The sequence below is a fragment of the Falsiroseomonas oleicola genome, assembly GCF_019029495.1.
GTDB classification, from domain to species: Bacteria; Pseudomonadota; Alphaproteobacteria; order Acetobacterales; family Acetobacteraceae; genus Falsiroseomonas; species Falsiroseomonas oleicola.
Map to the genome: position 1 here is coordinate 108414 of NZ_JAERQM010000004.1, position 20844 is coordinate 129257.

At 68.7% G+C, this 20844-nt stretch carries 23 protein-coding genes and 1 tRNA gene; 7 read left to right on the forward strand and 17 right to left on the reverse strand.

Translation table 11 applies throughout. The features are described from left to right. Nucleotides 1-21: 21 nt before the first annotated feature. From JJQ90_RS14275 to JJQ90_RS14305, 7 genes are all read right to left on the reverse strand, one after another. Nucleotides 22-726 (reverse strand): MOSC domain-containing protein, encoded by a 705-nt coding sequence (locus JJQ90_RS14275; RefSeq protein ID WP_216876516.1) that lies wholly within the window; start codon nt 724-726, stop codon nt 22-24. Further along, the gene (locus JJQ90_RS27315; protein WP_216876518.1) at nt 723-3680 is read right to left on the reverse strand and encodes a peptidoglycan -binding protein; all 2958 of its coding nucleotides are present in this window, start codon (nt 3678-3680) and stop codon (nt 723-725) included. Before JJQ90_RS27315 ends, JJQ90_RS14275 begins: the two co-directional genes overlap by 4 nt. 444 nt (nt 3681-4124) lie before the next feature. Further along, nucleotides 4125-5264, reverse strand: coding sequence for a flagellar motor protein MotA (locus JJQ90_RS14285; protein ID WP_216876520.1), 1140 nt, complete (start codon nt 5262-5264; stop codon nt 4125-4127). A gap of 4 nt (nt 5265-5268) precedes the next feature. Continuing rightward, a complete protein-coding gene (locus tag JJQ90_RS14290; RefSeq protein ID WP_216876522.1) occupies nt 5269-5679 on the reverse strand; it encodes an OmpA family protein in 411 nt (136 codons plus the stop codon). Nucleotides 5680-5773: 94 nt separating this feature from the next. Next, nucleotides 5774-6628 carry an inositol monophosphatase family protein gene (locus JJQ90_RS14295; protein ID WP_216876524.1) on the reverse strand — a complete coding sequence of 285 codons (855 nt, stop codon included), beginning with the start codon at nt 6626-6628 and terminating at the stop codon, nt 5774-5776. A 163-nt stretch (nt 6629-6791) separates the two neighbouring features. Further along, nucleotides 6792-7361 (reverse strand): elongation factor P, encoded by a 570-nt coding sequence (gene efp, locus JJQ90_RS14300; protein ID WP_216876526.1) that lies wholly within the window; start codon nt 7359-7361, stop codon nt 6792-6794. An 82-nt stretch (nt 7362-7443) separates the two neighbouring features. Continuing rightward, a complete protein-coding gene (locus tag JJQ90_RS14305; RefSeq protein WP_216876528.1) occupies nt 7444-7917 on the reverse strand; it encodes a hypothetical protein in 474 nt (157 codons plus the stop codon). A 123-nt stretch (nt 7918-8040) separates the two neighbouring features. Between JJQ90_RS14305 and JJQ90_RS14310 the strand changes: the two genes are divergently transcribed. Both JJQ90_RS14310 and JJQ90_RS14315 read left to right on the forward strand, forming a co-directional pair. After that, the gene (locus tag JJQ90_RS14310) at nt 8041-9090 is read left to right on the forward strand and encodes an ImmA/IrrE family metallo-endopeptidase (protein ID WP_216876530.1); all 1050 of its coding nucleotides are present in this window, start codon (nt 8041-8043) and stop codon (nt 9088-9090) included. After that, on the forward strand, nt 9074-9529 hold the full coding sequence (locus JJQ90_RS14315) for a hypothetical protein (protein ID WP_216876531.1): 456 nt from the start codon (nt 9074-9076) through the stop codon (nt 9527-9529). Before JJQ90_RS14310 ends, JJQ90_RS14315 begins: the two co-directional genes overlap by 17 nt. Before the next feature lie 12 nt (nt 9530-9541). On the opposite strand, the gene JJQ90_RS14320 is transcribed toward JJQ90_RS14315, so the two are convergent. Then, entirely contained in the window at nt 9542-10558 is a 1017-nt protein-coding gene (locus JJQ90_RS14320) for a lysine-2,3-aminomutase-like protein (RefSeq protein WP_216876533.1), read from the reverse strand. A 68-nt stretch (nt 10559-10626) separates the two neighbouring features. On the opposite strand from JJQ90_RS14320, the gene epmA reads away from it, so the two are divergent. After that, nucleotides 10627-11748 (forward strand): EF-P lysine aminoacylase EpmA, encoded by a 1122-nt coding sequence (epmA, locus tag JJQ90_RS14325; RefSeq protein ID WP_216876535.1) that lies wholly within the window; start codon nt 10627-10629, stop codon nt 11746-11748. Nucleotides 11749-11752: 4 nt separating this feature from the next. Here the strand turns inward: epmA and JJQ90_RS14330 are convergent, their stop codons facing one another. From JJQ90_RS14330 to JJQ90_RS14350, 5 genes are all read right to left on the reverse strand, one after another. After that, a complete protein-coding gene (locus JJQ90_RS14330; protein WP_216876537.1) occupies nt 11753-12475 on the reverse strand; it encodes an FkbM family methyltransferase in 723 nt (240 codons plus the stop codon). A gap of 61 nt (nt 12476-12536) precedes the next feature. Next, the gene (locus JJQ90_RS14335) at nt 12537-13004 is read right to left on the reverse strand and encodes a peptidase S1 (protein WP_216876539.1); all 468 of its coding nucleotides are present in this window, start codon (nt 13002-13004) and stop codon (nt 12537-12539) included. Nucleotides 13005-13190: 186 nt separating this feature from the next. Beyond that, nucleotides 13191-14057 (reverse strand): PhzF family phenazine biosynthesis protein, encoded by an 867-nt coding sequence (locus JJQ90_RS14340; protein WP_216876541.1) that lies wholly within the window; start codon nt 14055-14057, stop codon nt 13191-13193. Nucleotides 14058-14175: 118 nt separating this feature from the next. Further along, nucleotides 14176-15186: an SDR family oxidoreductase gene (locus JJQ90_RS14345; protein ID WP_216876543.1), complete on the reverse strand. Its 1011-nt coding sequence runs from the start codon at nt 15184-15186 to the stop codon at nt 14176-14178. A gap of 126 nt (nt 15187-15312) precedes the next feature. Beyond that, a complete protein-coding gene (locus JJQ90_RS14350; RefSeq protein ID WP_377099167.1) occupies nt 15313-15621 on the reverse strand; it encodes a hypothetical protein in 309 nt (102 codons plus the stop codon). Nucleotides 15622-15729: 108 nt separating this feature from the next. On the opposite strand from JJQ90_RS14350, the gene JJQ90_RS14355 reads away from it, so the two are divergent. Both JJQ90_RS14355 and JJQ90_RS14360 read left to right on the forward strand, forming a co-directional pair. Next, the gene (locus JJQ90_RS14355; RefSeq protein WP_216876545.1) at nt 15730-16359 is read left to right on the forward strand and encodes a glutathione S-transferase family protein; all 630 of its coding nucleotides are present in this window, start codon (nt 15730-15732) and stop codon (nt 16357-16359) included. Between the two features lie 89 nt (nt 16360-16448). Continuing rightward, nucleotides 16449-16540, forward strand: a tRNA-Ser gene (locus JJQ90_RS14360). Between the two features lie 37 nt (nt 16541-16577). Here the strand turns inward: JJQ90_RS14360 and truA are convergent. The 3 genes from truA to def are packed head-to-tail and all read right to left on the reverse strand — an operon-like array spanning nt 16578 to nt 18801. After that, nucleotides 16578-17339, reverse strand: coding sequence for a tRNA pseudouridine(38-40) synthase TruA (gene truA, locus JJQ90_RS14365; protein WP_216876547.1), 762 nt, complete (start codon nt 17337-17339; stop codon nt 16578-16580). A gap of 2 nt (nt 17340-17341) precedes the next feature. Next, the gene (gene fmt, locus JJQ90_RS14370) at nt 17342-18223 is read right to left on the reverse strand and encodes a methionyl-tRNA formyltransferase (protein WP_216877290.1); all 882 of its coding nucleotides are present in this window, start codon (nt 18221-18223) and stop codon (nt 17342-17344) included. A gap of 23 nt (nt 18224-18246) precedes the next feature. Next, nucleotides 18247-18801: a peptide deformylase gene (def, locus tag JJQ90_RS14375; RefSeq protein WP_230410689.1), complete on the reverse strand. Its 555-nt coding sequence runs from the start codon at nt 18799-18801 to the stop codon at nt 18247-18249. A 153-nt stretch (nt 18802-18954) separates the two neighbouring features. Between def and JJQ90_RS14380 the strand changes: the two genes are divergently transcribed. Both JJQ90_RS14380 and JJQ90_RS14385 read left to right on the forward strand, forming a co-directional pair. Then, the gene (locus tag JJQ90_RS14380) at nt 18955-19425 is read left to right on the forward strand and encodes an Hsp20 family protein (RefSeq protein WP_216876549.1); all 471 of its coding nucleotides are present in this window, start codon (nt 18955-18957) and stop codon (nt 19423-19425) included. A 61-nt stretch (nt 19426-19486) separates the two neighbouring features. Further along, a complete protein-coding gene (locus JJQ90_RS14385; protein ID WP_230410690.1) occupies nt 19487-19741 on the forward strand; it encodes a DUF1150 family protein in 255 nt (84 codons plus the stop codon). A gap of 43 nt (nt 19742-19784) precedes the next feature. Here JJQ90_RS14385 and JJQ90_RS14390 read toward each other — a convergent pair whose 3' ends face one another. Continuing rightward, a complete protein-coding gene (locus tag JJQ90_RS14390) occupies nt 19785-20795 on the reverse strand; it encodes a Bug family tripartite tricarboxylate transporter substrate binding protein (protein ID WP_230410691.1) in 1011 nt (336 codons plus the stop codon). Nucleotides 20796-20844: the final 49 nt, after the last annotated feature.

Below are 20844 nucleotides of genomic sequence, written 5' to 3' on the forward strand. Positions count from 1 at the left end.
TGAATCATGCGTTTAAACCATTCAGTCCAGCAGCCGCACCGTATCGCCGGGGCGGATCACCCCGAGGCGCGCGGCGGCGGCATAATGGCCGAGGTGATTGTCGAAAAGCTGCGCCACGGTGCGCAACACGGAGGGATCGCGCCGGGCCGTGTCCGGGCAGATGGTCACCATGGCGCAGCGCGGAATCGGGTCGTTCACCAGCAGTTCGGTGCCATCGCCGAAAGCCAGGCGACGCCCGGCCCAGGCGCTTTCCGGCTCGTCGCTCTCGATCAGCACATTGATGCGGAAGCGGCGCGGGTCCAGCGCCGCGCCATGCGCCACCTCCAGCCGCGCCAGGCTTTGCGTGGTGACGATAGAGACCGGCATGGAATCGAAGATGCCGCGCCCGATCTGGATCAGCGCCGAGGCCCTGCCCGATTCCGCCGAAAGCCGCGCCGCCAGCGCCGGGTCCCGCAGGTCGAATGACGTGCCATCCGGCGCCTCCACGGTCACGGCGGAGGCGCGGGGATCGGCCGGGTCCGCGAAGCGCGGGCGATAGCGCACCAGCTCGGACAATTCCCGCCCGGTCAGCCAGGGAAAGCGGCCGTGGTTGCCTTGCTGCACGAAGGCGTATGGACGGTCGCCCGCCAGCCCGGTCCAGCGCAGCTCCACCGCCTCCATCGCCTCCCCGGCCATGGACTTCACCGGGAAGCGCGCCAGCGCCACGACCTTGCCGACCACCCTCATCGCGCCACGGTCTCCACCGGCAGCAGTTGCACCGCGACGCGCCGACCCTCCCGTCGCGCCGTCTCGATCGCGGCGGAGAGCGCGGCGGCGAAGGCGGGCAGGGGCTCGGCATCCGGGCGCGGTGTGGCGAACAGCGGCCCCTCCGTCACCACCGCCAGCACCACATCCGTGCCGAAGGGCTCATCCACCAGCCAGCCCGGGAAGCCCGGCCGTGGTTCACCCAGCCGCAGCCGCGCCCCCGGCTGCTGCGCCGGCAGGTGCTCCAGCCGATAGGCATTGCCGGAGCCGGAGAGGTAGTGCAGCGCCACCTGCCCCCCCCAATCCGGCAGGCCGAGATCCAGCCGCAGCGGCGTGCCGCGCACCAGCGGCGCCCGCCCCACGAGATCCAGCCGCGCCGCGGAAGGCCCCGCCGCCGGCGGCACCTGACGCAGCGCCTCGATCACCTCGCAATAGGGGCCGTCGAAGCCGCGCAGTTCAATCCCCGCCGCCGGCGCGCCCCGCGCCTGAAGGGCGTTGCGCAGCGCCGCCTCCGTGCCGCGCCGGGCGAGGCCGGTGATGCGGGCGGCATTGCCTGCTTCGGTGACGGAGAGGCGGGCACAGGCCTGGCCCTCCACCACCTCGCCCAATATGCGGCGCAACTCGCCGGCCGGGCCCACCGGGGCGGCGCCGGTCGGCGCCGGTTCCAGCCGCAGCTCGATGCGGCGGTTCCGCGCCAGGGCATCCGGGCTGTCGCTGTCATCCAGCGGCTGGGTATCGCCAAAGGCCACCGCCGCCACCTTGTTGGAGGGCAGCCCGGCATCGATCAGCAGCCGCGCCACCGCGATGGCCCGCGCCGAGGACAGTTCCCAATTGCTGGGGAAGCGCCCGCCCGCCCGGATCGGGCTGCGATCCGCATGGCCATCCACCCGCAGGATCCAGCCGAGATCGGCCGGGAACTGCCGCGCGATCTCCAGCAGCACATGGCCCAGGTCGCGGATCTGCTGCTGGCCGGCCTGGGACAGATCGGCCGAGCCCACCGGGAACAGCACCTCCGACTGGAAGACGAAGCGGTCGCCGACGATCCGCACCTCCGGCCGGTCACCCAGCACCTGGCGCAGCCGGCCGAAGAAGTCGGAGCGGTAGCGCTGCAACTCCTCCACCCGCGCCGCCAGCGCCACGTTCAGCCGCTGGCCGAGGGCCACGATCTGCGCGTCCTTGTCCCGCTCCGACGCCTCCGCCGCATCCAGCGCCCGGGCAACCCGCGAAAGCTCCGCCCGCAGGGATTCCAACTGCTGGGTCAGGCGCGCGACCTCCACCCGGGCGCTTTCGGACAGCCGGCCATATTCCCCGGCCTGCGCCTCCGCCGCCGCCCGCCGGCGTTCCTCCTCCGCCGCGCGCCGCCCGGCCTCGCTGGCGAGCTGCGCCGCGGCATCACGCCCGCGTTCCGCCTGGGTGGCGCGGCCGGTCATCTGCTCCAGCATCGACAGCGCTTCCTGCCGCGCCGTCTCCGCCGTGGCGCGCTGCCGCGCCTCATCCCCGGCCCGGGCGAGGGCCTGTTCCGCCTGCCGCTCCAACTGGTCGCGCAGCGCCTCCAGCCCGCGGACCTGCGCGGCCAGCCGCGCGATATCCGACAGCCGCGCCTGGATCGTGGCGCGGTCGGCGGTGACGGTCTGGTCCATCCGCTCCGCCTCTGCCCGCAGCGCCGCCACATCGCGCCGTGCCGCCTCCAGGCTCGCCCGCGCCTCCGCGAGCTGTGCCGCCAGCGCCTCCGCCTCCCGCCGCCGCGCCTCCAGGTCGCGCGTGGCGGTCGCCCGTGCCTCGGCGAGTTCCCGCGCCGTCGCCGCGCGCGCCGCCCGTTCCGCCGCCAGGTCGCGCGCCACGCCCGTCGCATTGGCCTGCGCCGCCGTCAGGTCGCGCTGCGCCGCCTGCAAGGTCGCCCGCGCCTCGGCCAATTCGCGCGCCAACGCCTCCGCCTCCCGCCGCCGATCCTCCAACTGCCGCGCCGTCAGCGCGCGGACCTCCGCCAATTCCTGCGCCGTCGCGGCCTGCGCCTGGGTCTGCGCATCCAGGTCCCGTCGCGCCACCTCCAGCGCCGAGCGCGCCGCCGCCAGCTCGCCCGCGAGGGCCTCCGCCGCCCGCTGCCGCGCCTCCAGCTCCCGCTGGGTCAGCGCCCGCACCTCGGCCAGTTCCTGCGCCGTTGCCGCCCGCGCCTGGGTCTGTGCCTCCAGGTCACGCCGGGCCACCTCCAGCGCCGAACGCGCGGCCGCGAGATCGCCCGACAGCGCTTCCAGCTCCCGGCGCCTCGCCGCCAGCTCCGCCGCCGACAGCGCCCGGGCCTCCGCCAATTCGCGCTCCGTCGCGCCGCGCGCCTGACGTTCCCCGGCCAGATCCCGCGCCAGAGCCTCCGCCTGCTGCCGCCGCGTCGCCAATTCCTGCGAGGCCGCATCCCGCGCCGCGCGGGTCTCCGCCAGGTCGCGCTGCACTGTCGCCAGCGCCTCACGCTCCCCCGCCAGATCGCGGCCGAGCACCTGCACCTCGCCCCGCGCCGTCGCCAGGTCGCGGCGCACCGCCTCCAGCGCCGCACGCTCCGCCGCCAGCAGTCGCTGCGCATCGGTCAGCGTCCGCACCGTCCGCGCCGTATCGCCGCCCGCCGCCTCAGCCCGCGCCTGGGCCTCCGCCAGCCGGGCCTCCAGCTCCGCAATCCGCGCGCCACCGTCCCGCGCCGAAACCTCCAGATCCGCCAGCCGGGCCGACAGTCGCGACCGCTCCCCCCGCGCCGCGTCCCGCTCCCCCAGCAGACGGTCCCGCTCCTCGCGCAGCGCCGACAACCCCTCCAGCGCCCCATCCCGCGCCGCGATCGCCGCCCGCAAATCCTCCGTCAGCCGGCCCAGCGAACCGCGCAACTCCTCCGCCTGCCCCCGCTCCAGGGACAACAACTCCGACAACTCACTGACCTGCCGATTCAACCGATCCAACGCCCTGTCCCGCGAGGACAAAGCCACCGACAAAAACCCCTGCCCCAAAACAAACACCAACAAGACGAAAATGATGACCATGAGCAACGTGGACAACGCATCCACATAGCCCGGCCAAGCATCCAACCCCCCCCCACCCCGCCGCCTGCGCCCCCCCATCGCCATGGCGTCAGACCCGCCGGGAGGAGGAGGGGAGGGTGGCGTGGGTGGTTTGCAAGGAGGGCTCCGCCCTCCCTGCACCCTCCCGCGAAGGGGCAGTGGCCCCTTCGAACCCTTGGATGAGGGGCAGGATGGAGGAGGGGCCGACGCAACCGCGGATCATGCGGTCCCGCTGTGCCCCTCCTCCATCCTGCCCCTTAACGGGATTCCAAAGGGACCACTGTCCCTTTGGCGGGGGTGCAGGGGGCAGCGCCCCCTGCAGACAGCCCACGCCGACCTCCCCCCTCATCGCGGCGGTTCTTCCGCCAGGGCGGCGATGGTGCGGGCGAGGATTTTGATTTCGTTACGGATTTCGGTGGTGGCTTGCATGCGGCCCTGGGTCATTTCTTCCAGGATTCGGGCCAGGTAGAGTTCCTGGTTGCGGATGTGGTTGCGGGAGGCGTCGTCGAGGGCGCCTTGGGCGTTGGCGTCGGCCATGCGTTGCAGGGTGGGGGCGAGCTGGGATTGGCTTTCGGCCATGCGGCTCATCAGCACCTGGGCGGCGCGCATCTGGTCGGCGAGGATGGAGAGGCGTTCGGTCAGGGTCATCAGCGCCTGGTTGGACTGGGCGCGCCCGTCTTCGCCGCGGCCGATGGCGCGCTGGAGTTCTTCCATGTTCTCGGCGGATTGTTCGAGCAGGGCCTGGACGTAGGCGGGCATGGAGCCTTCGCCGTCGCCGCCGAGGGCGCCGGAGGACAGGCGTGTGGCGCCGGCCAGCCAGTCCTCAAGCTCGGAGTAGAAGCGGTTCTGCGCCTGCCCGGCGGTCAGGTCGAGGAAGCCGAGCACCAGGGCGCCGGCGAGGCCGAGCATGGAGGAGGAGAAGGCGATCGACATGCCGCGCAGCGGCTGGGCGAGCCCGGTCTTCAGCTGGTTGAACAGCGCGTTGATGTCGCCCGAGCCCACCGACATGCCGCCGATCACGTCGGAGACCGCGGCGATGGTCATCAGCAGCCCCCAGAAGGTGCCGAGCAGCCCGAGGAAGATCAGCAGGCCGGTGGCGTATCGGGAAAGTTCGCGGCTTTCATCGAGGCGGGAGGAGATGCCGTCCAGCACGCTGCGCATCGCCATGGCGGAGAGGGACAGGCGTTCGGATCGGCGGCCGGCGAGCATGCTGGCCATGGCGGCGAGCAGGCGGGGGGGCTTGCGGGTGGGGGCGCCGGGGTTGGGGTTGCGGAAGGCTTCCAGCCATTCGACTTCCGCGGTCAGCACCAGCACCTGGCGGATGTTCCAGGCGATGCCGAGCAGCAGCACCAGGGTGATGACGCCGTTCAGCATCGGGTTGGCCGCGAAGGCGGTGGCGAGTTCGCCGGCCAGCAGCCCGACCAGCACCGCGACCGCGGCGAGGAAGGCGAGCATGCGCCAGAGGAAGACGGTCGGGTTGGTCATGCGTCTACCTCGTGGTGCCGGATCGCGCGACGCCGGGGGGCAGGATGTCGGCGGCATCCGCCGGCGGGGTCAGAAGGCCGAGGGCGCGGATATCGATGCGCGTCGCTTCCAGCCCCGCCGCGACCAGCGCGTCGCGCACCGTGCCGGCGCGGGCCAGTGCGATGCGGCGGGCGGCGGAGGCGTCGTCGGCGGGGCCGCTGGCCTGGGCTTCGACGGTGATGCGGCCATGCGGGGTCGCGGCGAGTTGCGGGGCGAGGCGGGCCAGCGCCGCGCGGCCGGGTTCGGTCAGGGCGGCCTGGCCGGGGGCAAAGCCGATCCGCCAGCCGCCTTGCGGCCGCGCGGACAGCGTCTGGTCGGCCTGCGCGGGCAGGGCGAACAGCAGCAGTAGCGTGGCAAGGTGAATCCGGCGAGTCATGATGCCGGCACGCTAAAGCAAACGCCGCGCGGATGAAATCATCCGGCGCGGCGCTATGCTTGTGATTCAATGATATCCTTTGGGGATATCCACCTCAGCCCGCGTTGGCGGCCCGGTGGGCCTGGGCGGCGGCGATGCCTTCCGCCACCACTTCCCGCAGCTTCGGGTGCAGCGCCTGGTTGCCGGCGACGACATCGCCGGTCTCGTAATGGGTTTCGCCGCCGGCGGGGTCGGAGAGGAAGCCGCCGGCCTCCTTCACGATGACCAGCCCGGCCGCGATGTCCCATTTCTGAAGGCCGAGTTCCCAGAAGCCGTCATAGCGCCCGGCCGCGACCCAGCCGAGGTCGAGAGCCGCCGCGCCGAAGCGCCGCACGCCGGCAACCTGCGGCATCAGCCGCGCCAGGGTGGCGCTGAATTCCGCCTTGCGCGTGATCTTGGCGAAGGGGATGCCGGTGGCGAACAGCGCGCTGCCCATGTCGCGGCGGGCGGAGACGCGCAGGCGCTTGTCGTTGAGATAGGCGCCCATGCCCTTCTCGGCCCAGAACATCTCGTTCCCGGCGGGGTTGTAGATGCAGCCGGCCATGAGCTCGGAGGTGTTCTCGCCCGTGCGCTTTTCCACGCCGACCGAGATCGCCCAGTGCGGGATGCCGTGCAGGAAGTTGGTGGTGCCGTCCAGCGGATCGACGACCCAGCGCCATTCCCAGTCATCGGCACCCGAAGTCCCCGATTCCTCCATCAGGAAGCCCCAGCCGGGACGGGCGCGGGACAGTTCCTCGCGCAGGGTCTGTTCGGCGCGGATATCCGCCTGGCTGACGAAATCGCCGGCGCCCTTGGAGGTGACCTGCAGCGATTCGACATCGGCGAAGTCGCGCAGCAGGCGGCGCGCGGCCTTCTGGATGGCGGCCTGGAGGACCGTCATGGAGGCGGACAGGCGGGGGGAGACGGCCATGGGCGGGATTCCGAACTGAAAGAGCGGCGGCGAGGCTAAAGGCGGCCGGCACTGCCGGCCGAGCGCCCGAATGGGCGCCGCCGCTTATGCGGCGAGCCAAGCGCGCGGAGCGCGCGCCCGGCGCTTGAGGGAAACGAATACAGCTAAAAGCTGACGCGCAGCGTCAGCTTTTAGCGCGCTCGTAGTAGCTGCCGTCTTCCGTCTTCACCACGATCTTCTCGCCGACCGTGATGAAGGGCGGCACCATGGTCTTCACGCCGTTGGACAGCATGGCGGGCTTGTAGCTGCTGGTGGCGGTCTGGCCCTTCACGACGGGATCGGCCTCCACCACTTCCAGGGTCACCTGTTCCGGCAGGGTCATGGCCACCGGCTCACCCTCGATCAGGCGGACGCCGACGGTCATGTTCTCGACCAGGAAGGGCAGGCGGTCGCCGAGGATTTCCTTCGGAACCTGCGTCTGCTCGTAGTTCTCCGGGTCCATCAGGACGATCATCTCGCCCTCGGCGTAGGAGAAGGTGAACTCCTTGTCCTCGGTCATCAGCCGCTCGACCGTGTCCGCCGTGCGCCAGCGCTGGTCCTTCTTGGCGCCGGTCTTGATGTTCCGCATGTCCACCTGGATGATCGCGTTGCCCTTGCCCGGGATCATGATGTTCTGGCGGATGATGGTGTAGCGCTGGCCCTCGAACTCGATGACCATGCCGGCGCGCATCTGGTTGGCCTGCATCTTCGCCATGGCTTGCGTCGTCCTGAATGAGCGGTGGGGAATTGAGGGGGCGCGGATACAACGCCGGGGCGGGCGGGGCAAGGCGCGCTAGTCATCGCCTGAGAAAGCGACCCTCGAGCAACTTGATTCTGTGTCGAATCGGGGCGGCGGCGCTTCTACATCTCCACGCGAAGTAGATCGAGCCACAGGGACCAGGAAGAATAGAGACAAAAGTCAAAACAGATGCTGTAAAAATATCAATCGAAGACGAATAAGAGAAGGTTATTGTTATCAGAAATATTATTAATAGACAAGCAAATGTGATATTTATTAAAAGAACGGAAATATATTCTGAAGAAAATTGCTTCTCAAATATATCAATGCTTGAATACAAGGACTCTATTCTATCTTTTATGTCGCCGATGTCGATGTCTTCGTCTTTGTGTTTTTCTACCCAGCCTTCAATTCTTTTTAATCTTTGCTTGTCAGGTGCCAAACCTAAGTCAGTGATGACTTGCGCCAGGGCTGAGCCTGTATGCAGCGCTGCACCAAACTGGACAAGTGAGGCAAAATCACCGAACGTCATGTCGACTCCGGGGGGAATTGGGTGGCAGTTGAGCTAAGTAGGCCAGCGCTCGAGGCCGCGCTACTGGCGCGTAGGCTCACTCTGAGTGACCTCGCCAGTCGCTTAGGCATCAAAGAGTCCTCCTTGCTGAATCGCTTCGAGGCCCGCGAAAAGGCAACCGCTGGCTTTCTGGAGAAGGCGGCGCGCGAGCTGTCCGTACCGCCATTCGCCCTTATGATGAGAGCACCCCTTCCTCTATCTTATCAGCTACCTGATTTTCGCTCGACCAATCCTACTCCTGGTGTGTTCGAGCGCCAAACACTCGAAGCAATTGAGCAGGCGCGAGCCATCCAGCGTCGTGCGGTAGCCTTTGGTCATTCTTCAAATCCGTTACCGGCCTCGCGTCTTGATCCTGGCACCCTCGAGCAAACAGCTGCGCGCTTTCGACGATTTCTTCGACTGAGCGATCAGCGTCAATATGATTGTAAAGATGCACTTGAATTTTATCGTTTATGTCGTTTTGAGATCGAGCGGCATGGCATTTTTATTCTTCATCGGTCTTTTCCATCAGTTGATGGAAGCGGCTTCTGTCTTGCTGATCCTCCTGCTCCTATTATCTGCGTCAACACGATGGCTCAAACTGCCGGACGGCGCCTATTCACGCTCGCGCATGAGTTGGCGCACGTAACAATCGGTGCGTCGGGGGTGTCTGATCCTTTTATACGAAAAAATGATACGGAAATTATTTGCAATAAATTTGCAGCGGCGCTGCTGGCGCCAAAATCCCTAGTTTCCCGAGTTGTCACTGAGTTGCGGCTTGATCCAAATCCATCGCGTGTCGACATTGCCCGCGTTGCAAAGAGGCTGAAGATTAGCCAACAAGCCTCAGTCATTCGGCTTGAAGAACTTCAGTATGTGTCTGCTGGCACCCATAGGCGATGGCTGACAGGTATCAACGTTTCCGGTGACCCAGACACAGAAACGGGGGGTGGGGGCGGTGGTCCGACGCCGCAGCATAAGGTAAAGCTCGCGCGCTTCGGCTTCAGTTTTGCTAAGGTCTTTGGAGCTGCCTTGCGCGATGGGGCGCTTGCTCCGATCGACCTGTATCGCCTAACCGGACTTAAGCCTAAGTACCAATCTGCCTATTTTAATTTTGCTTCTTTGGCACGATACGACGATGCCGAAGAAGAGTAACGGGCGCGCCCACTCGACCTCCGCTGCTGAATCGTATTTTGTTGCGGACAGCCGTTTCTTGTTGTTTTTTGCCGAAACAAAAAATAACCGCGCAATTTCGGTCCTTGGAAAAATGCTTGAGCGGGGAGAAATCCGAGTGCCAATTGCGGTCTGGCATGAGTTTGAGGATATGTATGCGGATGAAGCGGCCGCGATAGAGCAGTATGTAAAATTTAAAATAAGACGCAAGCTTTTGTATACTGCACAGGCTGCTCAATTAGCTGATGCTCTGGGCGGTAATCTTCATTTTGAACCATATGGAAATTCTGACTGGGACGCCGTGGGTGTTGCCACCGCTGAAGGTATGCCAATCGTTTCAGTTTTGCCGGCGAACTCTCCATGCTATCGCAATGCTGTCTGCAAAATTGTTGGTGCGATCCAAGTTGTTGAAGAAAATTGATCGCGTGTAGAGCTAAACTACATCCTCCCACACCGGCCCCACCACCGCCTTCCCCCCGCCATTCGGCCGTTCTTGCACGTAGGTCGGCCAGGCCAGCCCCGTCACGCGGAAGCGCAGCGCGGCCAGAAGCGCCCGCCCTTCCTCCGCCGGCACCGTAAAACGCGCCGTCCCGGGCGCCGGGTCCAACTGGTGCAGGTAGTACGGTTTCACCCGCCCCCGCAGCATCGCCCGGAAAAGCCCCTCCAGCGCCTCCGCCGAATCATTCACCCCCCGCAGCAGCACGCTCTGCCCCAGCAGCACCACGCCCGCCCCGGTCAGCCGCTGCAGCGCGGCCATGGCCTCCATCGTGAATTCGCGCGCGTGATTGGCATGCACGCACAGAAACAGCGGCTTCTCCAAGGTCAGCGCCGCCGCCAGCGCCGCCGTCACCCGCCCCGGATCGGCCACCGGAACGCGGCTGTGAATCCGCAGGATTTCGACGTGGGGAATGGCCGCAAGCCGTTCCAGCAGCCAGGAAAGGCGACGCGGGCTCAGCATCAGCGGGTCGCCGCCGGTCAGGATCACCTCCCGCACCGCCGGAGTCCGTTCGAACCAGGCGAGGGCCGCCTCCAACTGCCCGGTCGAAAGCAGCCCGCCATCCGGCCCCACCACCTCCCGCCGGAAGCAGAAGCGGCAATAGACGGGGCAGGCCAGCAGCGGCTTCAGCAGCGCGCGATCGGGGTAGCGATGCACCACCCCGGGCACCGGGGTGAAGGGCGCATCGGCGGTGGGGTCCTCGATCTCATGCGGCGCGGTGCGCAGCTCCGCCGGGTCGGGTATGTATTGCGCGGCGATGGGGTCGCGCGGGTCGGCGGGGTCGATCAGCGCCGCCATGGCGGGCGTCACCGCGATGGCATAGCGCGCCGCCACCGCCTCCAGCCCCGCCAGCTCGGTGCCCGGCGGCAGCAGCCCCGCCTCGGCCAAAGCGGAGGCATCCCGCAGGGTGCGATGGGACGCTTGAAGGTTTCGGGCGGGGGCGGGATCGGGCATTGTCGGGGTCCTAAACCCCAACCCGAGCGCCGCAACAAGGGGCGCCGCCAGCAGGGAGACCCGCGTCGATGCCCGCCGAATCCCCACGCCGCGCCTGGAGCCGCGAGAGACTGGCCGCGCGCCTGCCCTTCCTGCGCCGCCGCGCCGAGCTGACTGCCGCCACCCGCCACTTCTTCACCAGCCGTGGCTATCTGGAGGTCGAGACCCCCTGCCTGGTGCCGGCGCCGGGGATGGAGGTGCATCTGCGCGGCTTCGCCACCGAATACCGCCCGCATCTCGGCATCGGCCAGGACAGCACCCTGTGGCTGCGCACCTCGCCGGAGCTGGCCTTGAAGCGGCTGCTGGTCGGCGGGGCGGGCAAGGTCTTCGAGCTCGCCCGGGTCTGGCGCAATGGGGAGGCGAGCCCGCGCCACGCGCCGGAATTCACCATGCTGGAATGGTATGCCCCCGGCCTCGACCTTGCCGGGCTGATGGAGGAGACGGAGCTGCTGCTGCGCTCCATCTGCCCCGGCCCGGTGGGACATGGGGAGGCGATGGCGGACCTCTCGCTGCCCTTCGAACGCCTGACCATGGCCGAGGCCTTCAGCCGCCATTGCCGCGGCATGGATATCCTCGGCACCGTCGATGCCGCGACCGGGGAGGGGGATGCCGCGAAGCTGCGCGCCCATGCGGCGAAGGTCGGGCTGCATGTGCCGGAGAGCGATGGCTGGGAGGACGGCTTCTTCCGCCTGATGATGCGCTACGTCGAGCCCGCCATCGGCCAGGGCCGCGCCACCTTCCTCACCCACTGGCCGGCCCCCCAGGCGGCGCTCGCCCGGCGCGATCCGCGGGATGGCCGGGTGGCGCTGCGGTTCGAGCTGTTCGCGGCCGGCCTGGAACTGGCCAATGCCTTCGAGGAGCTGACCGACCCGGTGGAACAGCGCGCCCGCTTCGAACGCGACGTCGCCCAGCGCCGCGCCGAGACGGGCGAGGAGGGCTGGGACGTGGATGAGGACTTCCTGGCGGCGCTGGAGGCCGGAATGCCGCCGGCCTCCGGCATCGCGCTCGGCTTCGATCGCCTCGCGATGCTGGCCAGCGGGGCGAGCGATATCGAGGATGTGCTCTGGCTGCCCGCCTTGCCGCGCCAGCCGCAACCGGCTTTGGCGGCGCCGCCGAAGCTGCTGGAGGCGCCGGCGATCGCGGCGGAGTAGCGCCTCAGCCGGCCAGGGCCGCCCGGATTTCGCCTGACCGTTCCGCCGGCCAGGCGAAGAAGGTGAAGACATAGGGCTCGCTGGCCGCGAAGACCGCCGGGTCCGGGGAGGCGAGCTGCATCGTCGCCGCGTCGAACGCCGCATGCGGATGCCAGGCGCCGTCCAGCAGGAACCAGGTCTCGTAGCCGAGGCCCGCCAGCAGCTCCGGCACGTCCCGTGTGCTGCCGGGGCGGTGGCGTTCCTCCACCTCCAGGCTCAGCACCGGGCGGCAGCGGGTGAGGGTGGCGCGGGCGCCTTCCAGCACCTCCTGCTCGAAGCCCTCGGCATCCAGCTTGATGTGGTTCAGGTCCGTCAGACCGAGGGAGTCGATGGTCACCACCGCCACCTCATGCCGGGTCACGGTGACGGAGGCAAAATGGGAATAATCCTTGGCGGTGGAGGCCCATTGTTCCTGCGCCACGCCGTCCAGGACGGGGACCGAGAGCGTCAGCGTGCCGGGCGCCGCGCCCAGCGCCTTGGCGTGCAGGGCGATATTGGGTGGGATGGTGCCGTATTCGGCGCGCACCGCCGCCTCCAGCCGGTCAAAGGCGCTGGGAAGGGGTTCGAAGGCCAGAACCCGCGCGCCGTGCAGGCGCGAGAGCGGCAGGGTCAGCAGCCCGTCATGCGCGCCGACATCCAGGATGGTGCCGGCGCGGTGCAGGATGCGGTGGAAGTTCAGTTCGTCCAAAGGTGCCGGGCCTCGTCCTGGGGAAGCCCGGCATGTGGGGTGGGTGGCGCGGAAGCCAGCCTCAGTTCGGCGGCACTTCCGAAATCCGAAGCTGCGCCGGCACGCGCGACCCGCGGTCGTAATGGCCGATCCAGATGTCGTACTGGCCGGATTGCGGGCGGCGGAAGATCAGGCCGGGATTGGTGCCCTGGAAGTCGTCATTGCAGGCCCATGTCCCGTCCGGAAGGTTCACCACCAGGGTGACATCGCTGCGCGACGTGGCCGAGAGGTACAGCGGCAGGCCCTGGCCGGCGCGGTAGTTCAGCCGCACATCCGGCGCATTGGCGATGGAGCCGACGCATTGCGCCCCGCCCAGCCGCTCCGCCGGCAGCGTGCCGCCGGCGGTGACGTTCACCGTGGTCGGGTCCGGCGCGAAATTGGCGCTGAGGTTGACGGTGCCGAAGGAGGGGGGACGGTTGAAGTCCTGCGCGAAAGCGAGCGCGGGCAGGGCGGACATCGCCAGGATCGCGGCGAGGCGGCGGGGCAGCATGGGCGGTCTCCGGGTTCTTCTTTGGGGCCGTGTGGCAGGGTGGCGCGGCGATGATGAAGAAAGCGGGAAGCCCAGCATCCGCTGCATCCACCCGGCCAGGCGCAGCGTAACGCCTGTGGAGGCCCTGCATAGGTCTCCGATCACGTTCCGGAGAGTTCGACATGCGAATGACGTCGTGCTGGCGCCTCAGAGGATGAGACGCCCCTCACTGACCCGAACCACATCGCCGCCGACACTGACCCGGATGCCAAGCTGCGGCGTGATCTGGGCCGCCAGTCTCAGAAGGCTGGGCCGGCCCATCTCGATGCCCTGCTCCACCTCCATCGCCATCGCCGCCGCGCCGTCCCGGTGCAACAGCAGCCCGGCCAGCGCGACATTCGCGCTGCCGGTTGCCGGGTCCTCCGCCACGCCGGACAGGGGTGCGAACATGCGGGCGCGCCAGCGATCGGGGCCGAGGCGGGTGTAGAGCAGCAGCCCCACCGCCCGCTCCGCCGGCAGATGCGCGCGGAAGGCGGCGGCCTCCGGCGCGGCGGCTGCCAGCAGCGCGGCATCCGCCACCTCCGCCAGGGCGAAGGGCGTGCCGCAACTGGCGAGCACCGGCATGCCGACCAGCCCGGGCAGGCCGGCGCAGGCCGCCATGGCCTCGGCGGGCAGCGCCTCGATCAAAGTGAAGGGCGCGGGGGCGGTGATCTCCGCGGCGCGCACCTCGCCTGCCGCATTCCGGCCGAGCCGTGCGACGACCAGGCCGGCGGGCTGGTCGATCTCCAGCCGGTCGCCTTCCAGGCCGAGGCGGCGGGCCAGCAGCACGGCGGTGCCGACATTGGGATGGCCGGCGAAGGGCAGTTCGCGCAGCGTGGTGAAGATGCGGATGCGCGCGCGGGCCGTGGCAGCCTCGGCGGCGAGCACGAAGACCGTCTCGCTCAGGTTGAATTCGCGCGCGATGGCCTGCATCGCGCGCGTCTCCAGCGCCGCCGCGCCGTAGACCACCGCCAGCGGGTTGCCGCCGTGGCGGGTGGTGGTGAAGACATCGCAGGTCTCGAAGTCGAGAGGCATGAAGGCGGTCCATCCGTGGCGCCGGGCCAGTCCTTCATCCCCAGCCCGTCATCCAGGGTCAATGGCGGAGGATCGCCGGTCCTGCCGATCCTCCTCCGCCTTCAACGGCCGAGGCGTCTCAGCCCCGATAATACTGCGGCCGCGTCAGCACGCTCACCGCCGCGACACCCGCCGCCAGCACGCCCAGCGCCGTGCCCGGATTCCGCAGCGCCTTGTTGTACAGGCTATGGCTGAACTGGTGCCCCTGGTCGCCGTAGCGATCCCCGTCCTCGCCCGCGCTGTGCAGGTTGTCCGGCGTATCGCGCGGCGGCCGGCCCGGCTGCTTCGCGGTCTTGTAGTAGCTGTAGGTGAAGATCCGGTCGGTCAGGCTCGGCACCATCCGCGCGGCGGCCACCATGCCGCGGCCCCAGCCGCCGACGATGCGGTTGCGCGTCGGGTGTTCCGCCGCATGCAGCACGGCCCGCGCCACAACCTCCGGCGCATAGACCGGCGGCGGCACCTGGCTGGCCTCGTCCATATAGTTCTTCGCATGCTCGCCGAAGGGCGTGTCGATGCCGGAGGGTTGGATCAGCGTGATGGCGACCGGCGCATCCTCATGCAGCATCTCCATCCGCAGGCTGTCGGTGAATCCCTTCACCGCATGCTTGGTGGCGGTATAGGCGCCCAGCAGCGGAGACGGCATGTCGGAGGAGATGGAGCCGATATTGATCAGCGCCCCACCGCGGCCTTTCAGTTCCTTCAAGGCCACCAGGGAGCCATGCACGACGCCCCAGTAATTGGTCTGGAAGATGCGGTGGTGATCCTCCGGCGTCATTTCCTCCAGCGTCGCATAGACGCCGATGCCGGCATTGTTCACCCAGGTGTCGAAGCCGCCGAATTCACGCCGCGCAACCTCCGCGATGCGATCCACATCCTCCCGCACCCCCACATCGGCGACGACGGTGGCGCAGCGGCCGCCGCCCTCGCGGATGCCGGCGCAGATCTCCGCCAGCGCCGCCTCGTTCCGCGCCGCGAGCACCACGGCGGCACCGCGCGCCGCGGCCCTGCAGGCGGTGGTGAGGCCGATGCCGGAGGTGGCGCCGGTGATGACGATGACCTGCTCGGCCAGGGGCTTCAGCTTGATTGTCATGTCGCTTGTCTCCCATTCGGGCGCGCGCATCGCCGCGCGCCGGTGGGGATTCAACCGATGACCCTGCCGGCTGTTGCAGCCGCCTGAACGCCTCGTGACCCTGCAACCATACCGGTCAGCGGCGGGTCAGATGAACTGCCCCCGCAGGAATCCCAGAGCGGGCAGGGGGGTCCAGGCCTTGGGCAGGTCGGTGCGGCGAATCGGCGCCACGCTGTAATGCGGCACCGGCTGCTTCGAGCGCCGCAGGAAATCCTCATAGGCCGCGACCTGCTGCGCCCGCCAGGCCCGGTCCTCCAGCGCCGCCATCCGGTTGCGGTAGATATTGGCCACGCGGGATTTGCGCCCCGCCGTGGCGATCACCGCCCAGAGCGTGTCGTCGTCTCGGGCACCGGAGGGTAACGGGCCGACGGGGGACAGGTGCTGCACAGCGGTCAGGCTCGCAAACCAGCCGCCACCGGGTCAAGCGCCACCGCTGTCACAGGACCGGGCTTTTCGCCGGCCGCGGGGCGTGGGATCAAACCTTCCAGCAAGGAGACGTATCGCATGATCGACCTCTACACCTGGAACACCCCCAACGGCCGCAAGATCTCCGTGGCGCTGGAGGAGATGGGGCTGCCCTACGCCGTCCATACGGTGAACATCTCGAAGAACGAGCAGTTCGAGCCGGCCTTCCTGAAGATCTCCCCGAACAACCGCATTCCGGCGATCACCGACCCGGACGGGCCGGACGGGCAGCCGATCAGCGTCTTCGAATCGGGCGCCATTCTTCTGTACCTGGCGGAAAAGACTGGGAAATTCCTGCCGAAGGACACGCGCGGCAAGGTCGCCGTGACGGAATGGCTGATGTGGCAAATGGGCGGCTTCGGCCCGATGCCCGGCCAGGTGCACCACTTCCTGATGCAGCCGGAAGGCCCCGCCCGCGACTACGGTTTTGCGCGCTACCACAACGAGACCAAGCGCCTGTACGGCGTGCTGGACCGCCGCCTGGCCGGCCGCGACTTCGTGGCGACCGAAGGCGAGCCCAGCATCGCCGATTTCGCGATCCTGGGCTGGGCCTGGCGGCATGAGCGTCATGAGGTCCCCTTCGACGACCTGCCCCATGTCGCCGCCTGGTATGAGCGCATGATGGCGCGCCCGGCCGTCCAGCGCGGCTTCGAGATCCCGCTGTCCTGACGATGAAGGAACCGGGGCGGGCGCGCTTGCCCCCCCGGTTCCGTCCCGCTATGAACACCCGGCATACGTCGTGCAACTTCACACCCTGAGGAGGGGTGGCCGAGTGGCTGAAGGCGACGGTTTGCTAAACCGTTATAGGGGTTAAACCCTATCGAGGGTTCGAATCCCTTCCCCTCCTCCAGTTCAATTCACACGGACCGCAACGGCCGCGGCGCGCCTCAGACCCAGGCCGGCGCCGGGTCATAGCGCGCAAACCGAAAAATCAGCCCGTCGGGCGGCGCTGTCTGCCCGGCCTTGGCGCGGTCCAGACCCTCCAGCACCTGGCGCGGCCAGGTGACAGGGCGGCGGCCCTGGCCGACCTCATACAGCGTGCCGACCAGGTTGCGGACCTGATGGTGCAGGAAGCTGCGGGCTTCCGCGATCACATGCACCTCCTCCCCCAGCCGCACCACATCCAGCCGGTCCAGCGTGCGCACGGGCGACTTCGCCTGGCAGGCGGCGGCGCGATAGGCTGAGAAATCGTGCCGGCCGAGCAGCATCTGGGCTGCCTCGTGCATCGCATCGGCATCCAGCCGGCGCTTCACATGCCACAGCTTCGCCGCCTCCATCGCCGGCCGCGCCGGGCGGTTGAGGATGCGGTAGCGATAGCCCCGGCCGAGGCAGTCGAAGCGCGCGGACCAGTCCGGCGCCACGCGGGCGGCCGCCAGCACCACGACGGGATGCGGCTGGGTCCGGAAATTGATGGCATCCCGCACCCGCTCCGGCGGCAGGTCCAGCGCCAGCTCGATATCCGCCACGGCGCCTTCCGCATGCACGCCGGCATCGGTGCGGCCAGAGGCGGTGGCGACGGGCAGCACGCCATGGTTCAGCGGCGCCGCGGCCTCCTCCAGCAGTTTCTGCACGCTGGGCAGGGCGTTCTGGCGCTGCCAGCCGCAGAAATGCGTGCCGTCATATTCCAGCAGCAGCGCGTAGCGCGGCATGTCTATGCGAGTCGGGCGGGCAGGCTGTAGCCGCGCAGCATGGCCTCGGCCGGCATCGCCGCGCGGCCGGGGCGTTGCAGGCGCAGCAGGCGCAGGGCGCCTTCGCCACAGGCCACGACATCTGGCGCCAGCAAGGTGCCGGGGGCGCCTGCGCCGGCCACCGGCTCCGCCGCATGCAGCCGCAAAACCTCCTCGCCCACCTGGAAGTAGCAGCCGGGCCAGGGGGTGAGGGCGCGGATGCGGCGGTCCAGCGCCGCGGCGGGCTGGGTCCAGTCCAGCCGCCCATCCGCCTTGGCGAGCTTCGGCGCATAGGTCACGCCGTCTTCCGGCTGCGGCGTTGCCGGCGGGTCTTCGTCCAGGGCGCGCAGGACCAGCCGCGCGCCGATTTCCGACAGTGCGTCATGCAGTTCGGGCGTGGTGGTGCGCGGGCCGATCGGGGTGGCCTCGGCCAGCAGCATCGGGCCGGTGTCCAGCCCTTCCTCCATCTGCATGATGGTCACGCCGGATTCCGCATCCCCGGCCAGGATCGCCGCCTGGATCGGCCCCGCCCCGCGCCAGCGCGGCAGCAGGGAGGCATGGATGTTCAGGCAGCCGCGCTTCGGCGCCGCCAGCATCGCCGGCGGCAGGATCAGCCCATAGGCCGCGACCACCGCGACATCGAGGTCGAGCGCCGCAAAGGCCGCATGTTCCGCCACATCCCGCTTCACCCGCGCCGGCGTGCGGACCGGCAGGCCGAGTTCCAGCGCTGCGCGATGCACCGGGCAGGGGGTTTCCTTCTGGCCACGCCCGGCCGGCTTCGGCGGCTGGGCATAGACGCAGGCGATGTCATGCCCCGCCGCATGCAGCGCCCGCAGGGCCGGGACCGAAAAATCGGGGCTGCCCATGAAGGCAAGGCGGAGCTTGCGGCTCACTCCTTGTCCTGCGCCTTCAGCTTCAACTCCTTGGCCAGCTTGCGCAGCAGCATGTTGCGCTTCAGCGCCGAGATGTGGTCGACGAAGAGCACGCCATCCAGATGGTCGATCTCATGCTGAAGGCAGGCGGCCAGCAAGCCATCGCCCTCGATCTCCTTCTTCGCGCCGTTCAGGTCCAGGTAGCGCACCTTCACCCGGGCCGGGCGCGTGACATCGGCATATTGGCCGGGCAGGGAGAGGCAGCCTTCCTCCCGCACCGCCTGCTCGTTGCTCTCCGCGACGATTTCCGGGTTCACCAGCACCATCGGCGCCGGCACGTCGTTCTCGTGCAGGTCGAGCACCACCAGGCGCAGCATCTCCCCCACCTGCGGCGCCGCCAGGCCGATGCCGGGGGCCTTGTACATGGTGGCCAGCATGCGGGCCGAGAGGTCCGGGATGCGCGCATCCCCCGCCGCCACCGGCCTGGCCTTGGCGCGCAGCCGGGGATCGGGGACGAAGAGGATGGGCAGAAGTTCGGGTGCGGAGGTCATCTCGATCGCTTGCCCACGCATGGCGGGCTGTCAGGGGCGGGCAGGGCCGGCAGAGGTAGCCCCGCCTTGCCCCCCTTGCAACGGCCGCCCATGGCGCCAAAATTGGGAAGGCGGGGTGCCTTTGGGCCCCGCGACACCAAGGCTTCGCTCCTGAGCGAGGAGGCAACTGATCGAATGTCACGACCATCCCTGTTCGGCTCGCCTTTGTTCCTCGGCTTCGACCATCTCGAACAGATGCTCGACCGGGTGCAGAAAAGTGCCGATGGCTACCCGCCCTATAATATCGAGCAGACCGCCGAGACGCGGCTGCGCATCACCCTGGCGGTCGCCGGCTTTTCCATGGACGACCTGCAGATCACGCAGGAAGACAACCAGTTGGTGATCCGCGGGCGGCAGCGCGATGATTCCGAGGGCCGCATCTTCCTGCATCGCGGCATCGCCGCGCGGCAATTCCAGCGGGCCTTCGTGCTTGCGGAAGGCATCGAGGTGGAAGGCGCCTGGCTGGATAACGGCCTGCTGCATGTCGACCTGCAACGTCCGCTGCCCGAGGTGCGGGTGAAGACAATCCAGATCGCCACCCGTGGCAACGGCCCGCAGCGCCCCGTGGTGGGGCAGGCGGCCGAAGGAAGACTGAAGGAAAGCTGACGGCTTTCACGCGTTAGGTCAGGCACCGGCCTGGAACAGGCGGTGCCGGAAGGAGAAGACGATGTCCGATTTCGATGGTGGCGCCGAGGCCGGCCCGGTGGTGTTGAGCCCGATGACGCTGCGCAGCCTGTCCAACCTGGATTTCGCGCGGCTCGGCGCGGATGCCGTGGCCTATCTGCGCCCGGTGGTGATGAACGGAGCGCTGGCTTTCTCGATCCATGCCGCGGATGGCACGCCGATCGGCGCCGCGCCCAATGCCGACCTTGCCGCCGCGGCGATCCGCCAGCACGACATGGAGCCGATGCTGGTGCATTGATGCAGTCCCTCTCCCCCGAACGGGGGAGAGGGATCAGGCAGCTTCAGTCCAGCGTCGCGCCCGACGCCTCGACCAGCCCCTTCCAGAACTCCTCCTGCGCCCGCAGATAGGTGCCGTAGGCTGCCGGGCTTTCGTCCCAGACGGGCGTGAAGCCCAGCGGCTCCATCCGCGCCTTGAAGTCGTCGGACCGCGCGATCTGCACCAACGCCTCATGCAGGCGGGCGACCACGGGCTCCGGCGTGCCGGCCGGCGCGTTCACCGCGTACCAGCTTTGCATGTCGATGCCCTGGTTCGGGAACAGCTCCTTCATGCTCGGGATCTCGCGCAGCTCCGGCACATAGGTCACGCGGTCGGCGGAGCCCACGGCGAGCGCCCGGAAGCGGCCTTCCCGCACATGCGGCATCAGCGCCGGGATCACGTCGAACATCATGTCGATGTTGCCGGCCAGCAGGTCGGCGATGGCGGGGCCGCCGCCACGATAGGGCACATGGGTGATCTCCATGCCCGCCGCCGCGTTGATCCGCGCGAGCGTCAGGTGGCTGACCGTGCCGGCGCCGGAGGAGCCCATGGTGACGGCCCCGCGTTCGCGCTTCGCCGCGGCGACCAGATCCGCGAAGCTGCGCCAGGGCCGCTCCGCATTCACCACCAGCAGCACTGTGCCCGTGGTCACGCGCGTCACCGGCGTCAGGTCGCGGATCGGATCGAAGGGCATGGAGCGGCGGAACAGGAACTTGTTGGCCGCCAGGATCGTCGCGGTGCCGAGCAGCACGGTATAGCCATCCTTCGGCGCCTTCGCGACGACGTCGCCGCCGATATTGCCGCCGGCGCCACCGCGATTGTCCACCGTGATGGTCTGGCCGAGGATCGGCTGAAGCCGCTCCGCCAGCAGGCGTGCCGTGATGTCCACGGCGCCGCCGGGCGCGAAGGGGACGACGATTCGAACCGGCCGCTGCGGCCAATTGCCCTGGGCCAGGGCGGGCGTGGCCAGGGGCACGAGGGGAAGCGCCGCGGCGGCGCCCAGAAGCTGGCGACGGGTTGGGAATGGCAGGGGCAAGGGGGAGACTCCACGTGTTCAGGCGCGCACTCAGCCCGGCAGGCGGGGT